Origin of the sequence: Sphingomonas sp., from assembly GCF_040398505.1 — a bacterium.
Lineage (GTDB): Bacteria > Pseudomonadota > Alphaproteobacteria > Sphingomonadales > Sphingomonadaceae > Sphingomonas.
In genome coordinates this window covers 1-11,971 of sequence record NZ_JBBATX010000083.1, presented here as the reverse complement: position 1 = coordinate 11,971, position 11,971 = coordinate 1, and the positions used below count along the sequence as shown (strand labels likewise).

Genomic DNA, 11,971 nt, shown 5'->3' with positions numbered 1-11,971 from the left:
CAAACGGCTTCGATATTGTTGCCATCGGGATCGAGCACGAAGGCACCATAGTAATTGGTGTCGTATTGCGGGCGGAGTCCGGGCGCGCCATTGTCGCGCCCGCCTGCCGCGCACGCGGCCGCATGAAATGCGTCGACCATCAGGCGTGATCGTGCGGTCAAGGTTAGATGTACTTTCCCGTGCGCGGGATCTTCATCGACGATCCAGAACCATGGCCGATCGTCGCCATAGCCTGCGACGTCTGCCCGATCCCGAACGTTGATAAGCCACGAGATCCCGAGCGGTGCGAAGGCAGCGTCATCAAATGCGCACGATTGCGCGAAATGCGAAACCCCGAACGTGACGTGATCGATCACAACGATTCGGTATCGATTGCGAGCCCGACGATGGTCTCCGCCGCAATCCGCTCGCCGAAACCAACCGTGCGCTGTTCCGCATAGCGCTCGCCTACCGGTCCCCACATCTGGTGGACCACCCGGCCGTCCACATCGACCACCCAATATTCGGGAATAGCCGTGGCGGCGTAGAGTGCGGCCTTGTCGACCGTGTCAAATTCCAGCGTGGTAACGGAGACTTCGACAAGCAGCGTGATCGAGCTCGCTGGTATCGCCCCCGTTCCACGCGGCTGGCTGGTCACGATGATGTCCGGTTGCGGTTCGTTATACGGCGCGATCTCGATCGATTGCTCGGTTGCGACATGGAGGGAACTGTCGTTAGCCTCAAGCGCTCGGCGAAGGCGGTAGGCGAGTTCGTCCTTCACGAACCCGTGCGGTCGATATTGCGGACTCATCGCATAGACCATGCCATCGATCAGCTCGGTGGCGATGTACGGGGCGAAGGCTCCGCTTTGGTCGAGCGTGGCATAGTCTTCGACCCGCAGCTTGATGCGATCCCGGTGCCCAATGCGCTCTTGCAAGGTCATGTGCGGAGATTATCACGAGGGATGAGGCACATCAAATCCTCGCCACGGGAGTGGCCTGCCCTGCGCGTCGTGGTTGTAATGTTGCTGGCAGTCGTGGCTTCACCACCAGTCATTGCCCAGCAAAGCGTGGCAGGGGCGATAATCGATCAGGCCACCATCTTCGCACTTTTTGCAGAAACGACTGCCACACAAGCCGAACCCCGGCGCATCGCCCATTTTCACGCCCAGTTCGACCCGCTGCTTCCGGGCTTCTACCGCCGCGCCACGCCCGCAACGCAAGCCGCGCTCGATGCGCAGATCGCGGCGGCACTGTTGGCCTTTCCGGACAACCGCGCAGCCTTTACGCGCACCACCGCCAGTTTCGGCCCGGCTTTCACCGCGGCGCAGGAGCGTTTCCGCCAGACCTTCGCCGATTACACGCTCACGATGCCCGTCTATCTGATCCAGTCGTTCGGTCAGATGGACGGCGGCACCCGGATGATCGGGGGCAAGCCGGCGATGCTGTTCGGGGCCGACGTGATCGCGAAAATCCATGACGACACGACGATCGGCCCGTTCCTCGATCACGAGCTGTTCCACATCTACCACGCGCGTTTCTTCCCCGATTGCGCGGCAATCTGGTGTTCGCTGTGGCAGGAAGGGCTGGCGGTGCATGTGGCGGCACGGATGAATCCCGGTGCCAACGACCGGCAGCTCGAGCTCACCGAGCCGCGGCCGATCCGCGCCGAACTTGCCGGGCGCATCCCGCAAGCGATGTGCTTCGTGCGCAAACGGCTCGATTCGACGCGCGACCGGGATTACGCCGCCCTGTTCCTCGGATCGGGGAAGCGGGGGAAGTTTCCCCCGCGCTTTGGCTATCTCGTCGGCGCCATGCTGGCAGAGCGGATCGGTGCGACCCTAACGCTCGAAGAGATGGCCAAATTGCCGCCTGATGCGGTGAAGCTCCGCCTCGCTGCGGTACTGGCAAGCTATGCTCGCTGCTAGGCGGTGAAGCGCTTGGTAAACCCCTTGGGCAAGCGTTCGGTATCGGCGCGCGCCTCGACATGGTCGACGCGCGCAAGCGGCGGCCCATCGCGGCAGGCATCGATCAGCGCGGTCGTCGCTTCGTCGTCGCCTGAGACCAAAAGTTCGACGCGCCCATCCTTGAGGTTGCGGACCCACCCGACCACGCCGAGTTCGGTCGCCTTGCGCACGACCCAGTCGCGATACCCGGTCTTTTGGACCTTCCCGCTGACAAACACGCGCTGCATCATCATCATCCGCCCTTTACCCGCCGCGACGCGAGACCCGCGCGACGATACCGGGTATAGCACCGTCGGAACCAGAACGTGGCGCGGCATATCCGACGTCCACCGCAAATCGCGCAGTTTCCGTCGCTTATCCAGCACGTCTCACGGATAAGCGATCGCGATCACTTCATATGTCCGCTCCCCCGCCGGAAGCGTTACGCGCCGCACATCGCCAATTGCAGCGCCGCGCAGCGCCCGCGCGATCGGCGCGTTCCAGCCGATCCGACCCGCCGTCGCATCGGTCTCATCGTCGCCGACCAGCGTCAGGATCCGTTCGGCATCGTCCCCCATATCATCGACGTCGGCGATTGTGACGGTCGCGCCGAACCACACGCGGCTGCGGTCGGGCTGGGCGGCGGGATCGATCACTTTTGCCGCCTTCATCCGCCGCGCAAGAAAGCCAAGCCGCCGGTCGATCTCACGCAGCCGTTTGCGGCCGTAGATATAATCGCCATTTTCCGAGCGGTCGCCGTTCCCGGCCGCCCAGGAAATGACATCGACCAGCTTGGGCCGCTCCTCGCCGAGCAACTGGCGATACTCCGCGCTCAGCACGGCATAGCCAGCGGGGGTGATGTAGTTTGGCCGGTCGTCCATCGCAGGCAGTACGCTCAGCCCGCCGTCCGCTTGCCCAGATACCAGCTGATCCGGTTCGCGCCCGAAGAGCGCGAGCGCTGCGGGTTCATCAGATCGTAGACCACCGCATTTTCGAGCACGCGCTGCACGTAATTGCGCGTTTCGTAGATCGGGATCGCCTCGATCCAGTCGACCATGTCGACGCCGGGCATCCGCGGGTCGCCATTGGCGCGCAGCCATTTATTCACATTGCCCGGGCCGGCATTATACGCCGCGACCGCGAGCGGATAGCTACCGAACAGGCCGTAGATCCGGCGGAAATAGGCCGAGCCGACCACGATATTGTAATCGGTATCGCTGGTCAGCGCCGATGCGTCGTAGGACAGGCCGAGCTTGGTCGATTGCTCGCGCGCGGTGCCCGGCATCAACTGCATCAGCCCGCGGGCGCCGGCATGGCTGATCGCGGCGCGATCGAACTGGCTTTCCTGGCGGGCGATCGCGTGGATCATTGTCCAGTCATCCTCGCTCGCCGCGGGGACGCGGACATTGGGGAAGCCGATCGTCGAATAGTCGCTCAGCCCATTCTGCAGCGCGCTGCGGCCGACCATCACGCCGAGGTCGGGCCGCCCGAGCGTGCGCGAGAGTTCGGTCGCAAGGACATGGTCGCTGTCGCTCTTAGCGTCGATCGCGATTTGGCGGACGAAAGCGGTCTGGTCTTCCCAGGCACCGGTCGTGCCGAGATATTGCGCCGCGCGCACGGTTTCGCGTGCGTAGAAGGCGGCGCGGACGGCTGGGTCGACCGAGCGCAGGATCGGATCGCCGGGCGCTGTCAAAGGTTGGCCGAGCCGCTCGCTCGCCAATTGCCCGTAGAACACGTCGCGGAACCCGGCGGCGCGCGTGTAATAGCCATTTGCCTCGTCGCGCCGCCCGGCGGCCTCGGCCGCGCGTGCTGCCCAATACAGGCCCTTGGCTTGAATCGCCGGGGCTTTTGACCCCGTCGCATAGCGCAGGAACGGCGTCACCGCCTCGGCTGGCCGCCCCAATTGCTTGAGCGCGGTTTGCCCGGCGAGCCAGGTCAAATTGGTATAGTCGTCGCGCTCGCCATAGGGGCGCGCCGACACGTCGGTGCCGGTCGGATAGGCATCGCCGACCTGTCGTGCGATGTCGTAGGCGAGCGTCGCCTGGCCGTCATGCGCAGCGGCGTTGGCGTTGGCCCACAGCACCTCGAACCATTGGCCGGGGGAGGCGGGCGCTGTCGCCAAGGCCGGGCGTTGTGCCAGCGTGCTGCGCGCGCTCATCGACGCGCCATTGTTGCGGAACCAGCTCGCCCGGTCGGCCAGCCAGCCGGGGTCGGCCATACCGAGCGCTTGTGTCGTCACCGCGCGATCGGACGCGTCGGGCGCATTGGTCTTGAAGGCGAGCCGGGCGGCGAACACCGGCTGTCGCGATAGGCTGGTCAGGCCGAGTTGGCGCTGGGCGGCGGCGGTCGCACCTTGCCACAACAGCATATCCATCCGCGCATCCTGATCGGCCGGGGACAGTGCGGCGGCAAAGCTCGTCGCGATCTTCGCTTCATCCGCCGCCGACAGCGCGCCCGATACCCAGGCGGCGCGCGCGGCGGCAATGGCCTCGTCATGCGCACCGATCGCCGCCAGCGCTTCGGCAAAGCGCGTCTTGCCCGCACTTGTCAGCGCCGGGAAGCGGCGGAAGAAGCTGACGGCGCTCGATGGCGACCAGCCCGCCGTATCGAGCGATTTTTCCGCCGCACGCCGCAGCGCCAGTTCGCCCGGCCAGCCGGGATGCGCGAGCAGAAAACGCGCGTAACTGTCAAACCCATAGCCCGGCCCGGCCGAGAGCGCTTTCCATTCCACGATCGCCGAGGCGAGCGCGGCGTTGCTTGCCGTCGTGCCCGTCAAAACTTGCGTCGCGCGGCCCCAGCCAAGCTGATCCTGCGCCGCGTCTGAGCTGGCGCCAGAGGACACGGCGAGGGTCGAAATCCCCGCCAGCAGCAACCCCGATTTGATCAAAGATGCAATCATGTGGACAGACTATGCCTCCCGTCCGTATTTGTCGCGCATCTTATTCGAAAAATGCGACGGAATTCCGTCCCTCAGGAGCACATCAACCATGTTTTCGGGATCGATCCCGGCGCTCGTCACGCCGTTTGCCGCTGACGGCCGTTTCGACGAGCGCGTTTATCGCGATTTCATCGAGTGGCAGATCGCCGAAGGGTCATCGGCGCTGGTTCCCGTCGGCACCACGGGCGAGGCGGCGACGCTAAGCGCTGAGGAGCATTTTTACATCGTTGCGGTGTGCGTCGATCAGACCAAAGGCCGCGTGCCCGTTATCGCCGGCGCCGGATCGAACGACACACGCGTCGCGATCCACAACATCGCCGCGGCCAAGGCGGCGGGGGCCGATGCCGCGCTGATGGTGCCGCCCTATTACAACCGGCCCAACCAGGAGGGCATTTTCCGCCATTTCGAGGCAGTCGCCGGATCGTGCGACTTGCCGATTGTCCTTTACAACGTGCCCGGCCGCACCGTCACCGACATTGCGGTCGAAACCGTCGCGCGGATCGCGCAGGAACTCCCGAGCGTGGTCGGGATCAAGGACGCAACCGGGCAGCTCCAGCGCGTCTCCGGTCAGCGCGCCGGGGCCGGGGCAGGGTTTTGCCAGCTTTCGGGTAATGACGAGACTGCGCTGGCCTTCAATGCGATGGGCGGGGTCGGGTGCATCTCGGTCACCGCAAATGTCGCGCCACGGCTGTGCGCCGAATTTCAGGCGGCGTGCGCGGGCGGCGATTATGCCGGCGCGCTGGCGCTGCACGACCGGCTGTTTGCGCTGCACCTGGCGCTGTTCACCGATGCGTCGCCGGGGCCGGTGAAATATGCGGTGACGCGGGTGCGACCGGGCTTCCCGGAAGCGTTGCGTTTGCCGATGATGTGGCCGAGCGCGGGGAGCCGTGCGGCGGTGGATTCCGCGATGGCCGCGCTCTAGCCAAAGCCCGAACAGCAGAGGAGCGGGACATGCCGGGCGGACTGGTAGCCTTATTGGACGATATTGCGGCGCTCGCGCGGCTGGCGGCGGCGTCGGTGGATGATGTCGCCGCCGCCGCGGGCAAGGCCGGCACCAAGACGCTGGGGGTGGTGATCGACGATGCCGCCGTCACGCCCGGCTATGTCGTTGGCTTGTCGCCCGCGCGCGAGCTGCCGATCATCTGGAAGATCACGCTCGGCTCGCTGCGCAACAAGCTGCTCTTCATCCTGCCGGTCGCGCTGCTGCTCAGCGCCTTCGCGCCCTGGGCGCTGACGCCGATCCTGATGCTGGGCGGCCTGTATCTCAGCTTCGAAGGAGCCGAAAAGATCCTAAAGGCGGTGCAGGGCAAACACGTCATCGCCGAGGTCGCTGCGATTGGAGACTTGGCCGCGCTCGAAGCACGACAGGTCGGCGGGGCGATCCGCACCGATCTGATCCTCTCGGCCGAGATCATGGTCATCACGCTGAACGAGCTGACCGGTTCGCCGCTCCTCACCCAGGCCGGGGTATTGGCGCTGGTCGGCGCGGCGGTTACGATCGGGGTGTACGGCGTCGTCGGGCTGATCGTGAAGATGGACGATATCGGGCTACATCTCGCGCGATCGGGCGGGGCCGCCGCTGGGTTCGGCCGCGGACTGGTGGCGGCGATGCCCGTGCTGTTGCAGGCCTTGTCGGCGATCGGTACCGGCGCGATGCTGTGGGTCGGCGGCGGAATCCTGATTCACGGCTTCGCCCAATTCGGCTTTGCCGCACCGGAACATGTGATCCACGATCTGGCGATTGGCGTGGGTCGCGGCGTCGGCGTGGTCGAATGGGCGGTCGGTGCCCTTGGCGGTGCGCTGGTCGGGCTCGCAGCGGGCGCGACCGTGGCAGGCTTGCTCCATTTGAAACCTGGCGAAAAGCATTGAGGACAGCATGTTGACCGGCCCATCCGTAAACAGCTTAGCCGCAGAAGGGGTCTTGGCTTTGCGTCGTGGAAACCTCACCGCAGCGCGCGATCTTCTGCAACGTGCGATCGATGGAGGCGATGTCTCGTCCGAGGTGTTGTTCGCGATGGCGCAAGCGTGTCGCGGAAGCGGCGATGCCGACGGCGAAAAGGCCAACCTCTCGAAAGTCCTGTCGTACGATTCGAGAAACATCGCGGCGTTGCTGATGATGGCGGAAGCCAATGTTCGTACTGCGGATGATCGCGGGGCAGTCGCCTATTACCGCACCGCGCTCGCGGCGGCCGCGACGCCGGGCATGACCTTCCCGGAAGCGATCCTGGCGGGGCTGCGTCGAGGCGAGCAGTTTCTTGGCGAAACCAATCGGCGGTTCGGGGAGCATCTGATCGCGGCAGTCGCGGATCGCGGTGCGACGCGCCGGGTACGCGAGACAATCGATCTGCTGCTTGGTAAGACCGAACTTTATCTGCAGCAGCCCTCGATGCTGTATTTCCCAGGCCTTCCGCAGCGCGCCTTCTTCGAGCGTGCGGAATTCGACTGGATTCCGGCGTTGGAAGCCGCCGTGCCCGATATGCAGCGCGAACTCGCCGCCGTTTTGAACGACGATGTCCCCTTTGCCCCTTATGTGACGGGATCTCCCAACCGCCCGATTCCGGCAAACCCGTTGTTCAACGATCCGAGTTGGGGCGCGTTCTACTTGCTGCAGGAAGGTCTGCCCGTTGCCGGGAATGCCGAGCAGTGCCCGGCCACGATGGCAGCGCTGGCCAAGTTGCCGCTGCCGCGGATCATCGGGCGCTCGCCGATGGCCTTGTTTTCGCTGTTGCGGGCGGGGACGCACATTCGGCCGCACCATGGGCTGCTCAATACCCGACTGATCTGCCACGTGCCGTTGATCGTCCCATCGGGATGCCGCCTACGCGTTGGCGGCGAAACCCGCGTACCGCGCGAGGGGGAAACCCTGATTTTCGATGACTCGTTCGAGCATGAGGCGTGGAATGACGGGGCCTCGACGCGCGTAGTTTTACTTTTCGAAATCTGGCGACCTGAACTCTCGCTCGACGAGCGCGAACATTTGACGCAGATATTCGAAGCGATCGATTTGTACGACATGGGCGACGTAGACCGCGGCTGACGCATTGGCGGCGCTTGCCCGCCTCAATCCTTGGCGAAGAACTTGTCGATGACGCCTTGTGCCAAGCGTGCCGGTCGCAGCGTCGTCGCGTCGAGACAGCACCAGCTCGATTTCACCTCGGCCAGCACTTCTTCACCGCGCTTGATGATTGTTTCGTAGAAAGCGCGCGCGCCCTGAACCTTTTCGAGCAGGACCGTGGCGATCACTTCATCGTCGAGGAAGGTCGGCTTGCGATAGGTGATTTCATGCTTCAACGCGACCCAGGCATGGCTCGCGATCGCTTCGGCCGGCGCAAAGCGCTGCCAGTGGCTCACCACCGCGTCCTGCACCCATTTGAGATAGGAGGCGTTGTTGACGTGCCCCATAAAATCGATGTCCGCCGCGTCGATCGCGACCTGAAAGATGTGAGACGCGAATTTGGGGGCAGCAAGATCGGACATGACACATCCTACACCGGAACGGGCGATGGCGCGAGCAGACAATCGCCCCAGGACATAGATAAGCGGTGAGCGCGCACATGCTATATCCGGTAAATTACGCAGACGGCTTTCGCTTGCGCGCAGCAGCGCCTACATCGCCGCTCTTATGGCTCGCCCAAAACCTCCCATCTTCGAAAAAACCAAGATCGTCGCCGAGAACCGGCGCGCACGCTACGATTATGCGATTGATACCGTCTATGAGGCGGGCATCGCGTTGGTCGGCACCGAAGTGAAGTCGCTGCGATCGGGAACGGGGTCGATCGCCGAGAGCTATGCCGAGGTGAAAGACGGGCAAGTCTGGCTGATCAATTCCAACGTGCCCGAATTCAGCCATGGCAACCGCTTCAACCATGAGCCCAAGCGCGCGCGCAAGCTGCTGTTGAAAGAGCGCGAAATCAACAAGATGTACGGCGCGGTTGCGCGCGACGGCATGACGCTGGTGCCGTTGATGATCTATTTCAATTCCAAGGGCCGCGCCAAGGTCGAACTCGCGCTCGCCAAGGGCAAGAAGGCGCATGACAAGCGCGAAGCGACCAAGGAGCGCGACTGGAAGCGCGAACAGGGTCGGTTGATGCGCGACCGTGGCTGAGACCCCCATCAATTCGGGCGTCACTTTGTGCTTCAGGCCGGGGTTGCGCGCGTGGGCGTTCGCGCGGCTCCATCACCACATCCCGACGCGCGAACGGATCGCGGCGAATCGCTATCTGCGCCCGATCGCGGGGCGCATTCTGGTGCCGTCGCTGTGGCGTTTCAATCGCCGGTCGGTGCCACGCGGTGTTGCGCTCGGGCTGTTCACCGGCATCCTGTTTCCGTTCGTGCATGCGCCCGTCGCCGCCGTTTCGGCGCTGCCGGTGCGCGCCAACGTGCCGGTCGCGGTCGCGACCACGCTGCTGCACAATCCATTTACGACGGTGCCGCTCTATTACGCCGCGTTCCTGATCGGGCACTGGATCTTGCATTTCGCCCCCTATTTCGGCGCGCCGCTCGCTGCCAATGTGACCGCGAATGCGACGTTGCTGCACTGGCTGGTGGCGCAGGGCGGGCCCGCCACGATCGTCGGAGTGATCGCACTCGCGCTCGGATTGGCAGCAATCGGCTTCGTGGTCAGCGGCATATTCTGGCGGCTCCGCGTGGCGCGAAAATGGCGCGCCCGGGCACATCGATTAGGGCCGAATCAGGCGAATTGACTAGGCGTATGGTCTGGGTACAACACGCGGCAATCTCCTCTTCAAGAAGGATTACCGCATGCGCCGTTCGCTGATCGCCGTTTCGTTGCTCGCTTCCGCCGCTTTGGTCGGCGCCAGTTATGCCAAACCGGCCCCCAAGGCGAAGTCCGCAGCAGCGAACAAGATGGTAGCGGGCAAAACCAAGGTCGGCCCCAAGATCGGCAGCTTCGGCTTCGATGTCGCCGGCATGGACCGCAGCGTTAAGCCGGGCGACGATTTCGCCGCCTTCTCGGGCGGGACCTGGTCCAAGACCACCGAAATTCCCGCCGACCGCGCAACCTGGGGCATGTTCAACGTGCTGCAGGATGTGTCGAACGAACAAACCCGCGCGATCCTCGATGAGGCGGCGAAGGCTCCGGGCAGCAAGATTGGCGATTTCTACGCAACCTTTATGGACGAGGCTGCGATCGACGCGAAGGGCGTCGATCCGATCAAGCCGTGGCTCGCGCAGATCGACGGTGCCAAGGACAAGACCGAACTCGCAGTGGAGATGGCCAAGCTCGCCCGCTACGGGATCGGCGGCATCTTCGGCATGGGCGTCGGGCAGGACAGCAAGGATCCGCAAACCTATGTCGTCAATCTCGGCCAGGGCGGGCTTGGCTTGCCGGACCGCGATTATTATCTGAAGGACGACGCCAAGCTCGCCGACACGCGCGAGAAGTATAAGGCGTATCTTGCGACGATGCTCGGCTTCGTCGGTACGCCCGATGCGACCGCGCGGGCGGCTGCGATCTTCGATTTCGAAAAGGCGATCGCGACGGTGCACTGGACGCGCATCGAATCGCGCGATGCCGACAAGCGCTATAACAAGCTGACCTTCGCCGATATCGAGACCAAGGCACCCGGCTTTCCGTGGGCGGCCTATGTCGCGCAGAACGGCATGGCCGGGCGGCCGTATTATCTGGTCGGCCAGCCGAGCGCGATCGCCGGCGAAGCCAAGGTCTTCGCCGATGCGCCGCTGGCGGTGCTGCAAGATTATATGAAGCTGCGCGTGCTGCGCGCTTACGCCAATTATCTGGCAAAGCCGGTCGTCGATGCGAACTTCGCCTTTACCGGCACTGTGCTGAGCGGCACGCCGCAACAGCAGCTGCGCTGGAAGCGCGGTGTCGCCGCGACCAGCGGCGCGCTGGGCGAGGAAATCGGCAAGGTCTATGTCGCGCGCTACTTCCCGCCGGAATCGAAGGCGGCGATCGATCAGCTCGTCAAGAACATCATCGCGGCGATGAGCGTGCGGCTCGACAAGCTCGAATGGATGGCGCCCGACACCAAGGTCAAGGCGCACGAGAAACTTGCCGCCTTCACCCCCAAGATCGGCTACCCCTCGGTGTGGCGGGACTATAGCAGCGTGAAGATCACGCGCGGCGATCTCGTCGGCAATGTCGCCGCGGCGAACGAGTTCGAATATCTGCGCAATCTGCACAAGCTCGACAAGCCGATCGACCGCACCGAATGGGGCATGACGCCCATGACGATCAACGCCTATGCCAATCCGGTGCTGAACGAGATCGTCTTCCCGGCGGCGATCCTGCAAGCGCCGTTCTTCGATGCCAAGGCCGATCCGGCGATCAACTATGGCGGGATCGGGGTCGTGATCGGCCACGAACTGAGCCATCATTTCGACGATCAGGGCCGCAAATATGACAAGACCGGCAAGCTGACCGAATGGTGGACGGCCGAGGACGTCAAGCGCTTCACCGCGCTGACCGACAAGCTCGTCAAGCAGTATGACGCGTATGAGCCCATTCCCGGGCAGCATATTCAGGGTGGCCTGACACTGGGAGAGAATATGGCCGATCTGGCAGGGCTCGCGGTCGCCTATGACGCGTATCACCGTTCGCTCGGCGGCAAGCCGGCACCGGTGATCGGCGGGATGACGGGCGATCAGCGCTTCTATCTCGGCTATGCGCAAGTGTGGCGGAGCAAGTTCCGCGAACCAGCACTTCGCTCACAATTGCTGAGCGATCCCCATTCGCCCGGCCAGTATCGCACCGCCGAGGTCCGCAATGTCGACGCGTGGTATGCAGCGTTCAAGGCACAACCGGGCGACAAGATGTATCTGGCACCGGGTGATCGCGTTCGCGTCTGGTGACGCCGCCACGCCTCCATTCTCTCTGATCAGGACATATCCGATGAAGCGTTCCTACCTCGTCGCCCTGGCTTCGGCCGGCGCACTCGCCACCGCTATCGCGGGCGCAGGTCTGGCCAAGACCGCACCCAAGCCAACGGCGAAGGTCGCGCCTGCCGCGAAGCCCTTTATCGGCAGCTTTGGTCTCGACACAAATGGCATGGACAAAGCGGTCAAGCCCGGCGACGATTTCGTAAAATATGCGGGCGGCGCGTGGGAAGCGAAGACCGAAATCCCCGCCG

Annotated in this window: 12 protein-coding genes and 1 pseudogene; 8 read left to right on the top strand and 5 right to left on the bottom strand. The window is 64.0% G+C overall.

Features of this window, described 5'->3' with window-relative positions:
- Positions 1-352: 352 nt before the first annotated feature.
- Positions 353-922: a Uma2 family endonuclease gene (locus ABWP09_RS10720; RefSeq protein WP_353205134.1), complete on the bottom strand. Its 570-nt coding sequence runs from the start codon at positions 920-922 to the stop codon at positions 353-355.
- 93 nt (positions 923-1,015) lie between these two features.
- Here ABWP09_RS10720 and ABWP09_RS10715 point away from each other — a divergent pair, with 93 nt between their 5' ends.
- Positions 1,016-1,906: a hypothetical protein gene (locus tag ABWP09_RS10715; protein ID WP_353205133.1), complete on the top strand. Its 891-nt coding sequence runs from the start codon at positions 1,016-1,018 to the stop codon at positions 1,904-1,906.
- On the opposite strand, the gene ABWP09_RS10710 is transcribed toward ABWP09_RS10715, so the two are convergent.
- The 3 genes from ABWP09_RS10710 to ABWP09_RS10700 are packed head-to-tail and all read right to left on the bottom strand — an operon-like array spanning position 1,903 to position 4,823.
- Positions 1,903-2,262, bottom strand: a complete 360-nt coding sequence (locus ABWP09_RS10710; RefSeq protein WP_353205132.1) for an acylphosphatase — start codon at positions 2,260-2,262, stop codon at positions 1,903-1,905. The genes ABWP09_RS10715 and ABWP09_RS10710 overlap by 4 nt on opposite strands.
- 51 nt (positions 2,263-2,313) lie before the next feature.
- Positions 2,314-2,805, bottom strand: coding sequence for a GreA/GreB family elongation factor (locus ABWP09_RS10705; RefSeq protein ID WP_353205131.1), 492 nt, complete (start codon positions 2,803-2,805; stop codon positions 2,314-2,316).
- Between the two features lie 14 nt (positions 2,806-2,819).
- On the bottom strand, positions 2,820-4,823 hold the full coding sequence (locus tag ABWP09_RS10700; RefSeq protein ID WP_353205130.1) for a lytic transglycosylase domain-containing protein: 2,004 nt from the start codon (positions 4,821-4,823) through the stop codon (positions 2,820-2,822).
- 88 nt (positions 4,824-4,911) lie between these two features.
- Between ABWP09_RS10700 and dapA the strand changes: the two genes are divergently transcribed.
- From dapA to ABWP09_RS10685, 3 genes are read left to right on the top strand one after another with little or no spacing between them, the layout of a single operon-like run.
- On the top strand, positions 4,912-5,784 hold the full coding sequence (gene dapA, locus ABWP09_RS10695) for a 4-hydroxy-tetrahydrodipicolinate synthase (RefSeq protein WP_353205129.1): 873 nt from the start codon (positions 4,912-4,914) through the stop codon (positions 5,782-5,784).
- A 29-nt stretch (positions 5,785-5,813) separates the two neighbouring features.
- Positions 5,814-6,731, top strand: coding sequence for a DUF808 domain-containing protein (locus tag ABWP09_RS10690; RefSeq protein WP_353205128.1), 918 nt, complete (start codon positions 5,814-5,816; stop codon positions 6,729-6,731).
- A gap of 58 nt (positions 6,732-6,789) precedes the next feature.
- Positions 6,790-7,899: an aspartyl/asparaginyl beta-hydroxylase domain-containing protein gene (locus ABWP09_RS10685; RefSeq protein ID WP_353205127.1), complete on the top strand. Its 1,110-nt coding sequence runs from the start codon at positions 6,790-6,792 to the stop codon at positions 7,897-7,899.
- A gap of 23 nt (positions 7,900-7,922) precedes the next feature.
- Here the strand turns inward: ABWP09_RS10685 and ABWP09_RS10680 are convergent, their stop codons facing one another.
- Positions 7,923-8,339, bottom strand: a complete 417-nt coding sequence (locus ABWP09_RS10680; protein WP_353205126.1) for an acyl-CoA thioesterase — start codon at positions 8,337-8,339, stop codon at positions 7,923-7,925.
- A 145-nt stretch (positions 8,340-8,484) separates the two neighbouring features.
- On the opposite strand from ABWP09_RS10680, the gene smpB reads away from it, so the two are divergent.
- The 4 genes and pseudogenes from smpB to ABWP09_RS10660 all read left to right on the top strand — a co-directional run.
- Positions 8,485-8,967 carry an SsrA-binding protein SmpB gene (smpB, locus tag ABWP09_RS10675; RefSeq protein WP_353205125.1) on the top strand — a complete coding sequence of 161 codons (483 nt, stop codon included), beginning with the start codon at positions 8,485-8,487 and terminating at the stop codon, positions 8,965-8,967.
- Positions 8,960-9,565 carry a DUF2062 domain-containing protein gene (locus ABWP09_RS10670; protein WP_353205124.1) on the top strand — a complete coding sequence of 202 codons (606 nt, stop codon included), beginning with the start codon at positions 8,960-8,962 and terminating at the stop codon, positions 9,563-9,565. The genes smpB and ABWP09_RS10670 overlap by 8 nt, the downstream gene beginning before the upstream one ends.
- A 58-nt stretch (positions 9,566-9,623) precedes the next feature.
- Positions 9,624-11,693 carry a M13 family metallopeptidase gene (locus ABWP09_RS10665; RefSeq protein WP_353205123.1) on the top strand — a complete coding sequence of 690 codons (2,070 nt, stop codon included), beginning with the start codon at positions 9,624-9,626 and terminating at the stop codon, positions 11,691-11,693.
- 40 nt (positions 11,694-11,733) lie between these two features.
- Positions 11,734-11,971, top strand: a pseudogene (locus ABWP09_RS10660) (M13 family peptidase); the annotation flags it as partial.

Coding starts and splice junctions, on each gene's coding strand:
- ABWP09_RS10720 (WP_353205134.1), bottom strand. CDS start 922: ATGACCTTGCAAGAGCGCATTGGGCACCGGGATCGCATCAAGCTGCGG.
- ABWP09_RS10710 (WP_353205132.1), bottom strand. CDS start 2,262: ATGCCGCGCCACGTTCTGGTTCCGACGGTGCTATACCCGGTATCGTCG.
- ABWP09_RS10705 (WP_353205131.1), bottom strand. CDS start 2,805: ATGGACGACCGGCCAAACTACATCACCCCCGCTGGCTATGCCGTGCTG.
- ABWP09_RS10700 (WP_353205130.1), bottom strand. CDS start 4,823: ATGATTGCATCTTTGATCAAATCGGGGTTGCTGCTGGCGGGGATTTCG.
- dapA (WP_353205129.1), top strand. CDS start 4,912: ATGTTTTCGGGATCGATCCCGGCGCTCGTCACGCCGTTTGCCGCTGAC.
- ABWP09_RS10690 (WP_353205128.1), top strand. CDS start 5,814: ATGCCGGGCGGACTGGTAGCCTTATTGGACGATATTGCGGCGCTCGCG.
- ABWP09_RS10680 (WP_353205126.1), bottom strand. CDS start 8,339: ATGTCCGATCTTGCTGCCCCCAAATTCGCGTCTCACATCTTTCAGGTC.
- smpB (WP_353205125.1), top strand. CDS start 8,485: ATGGCTCGCCCAAAACCTCCCATCTTCGAAAAAACCAAGATCGTCGCC.
- ABWP09_RS10665 (WP_353205123.1), top strand. CDS start 9,624: ATGCGCCGTTCGCTGATCGCCGTTTCGTTGCTCGCTTCCGCCGCTTTG.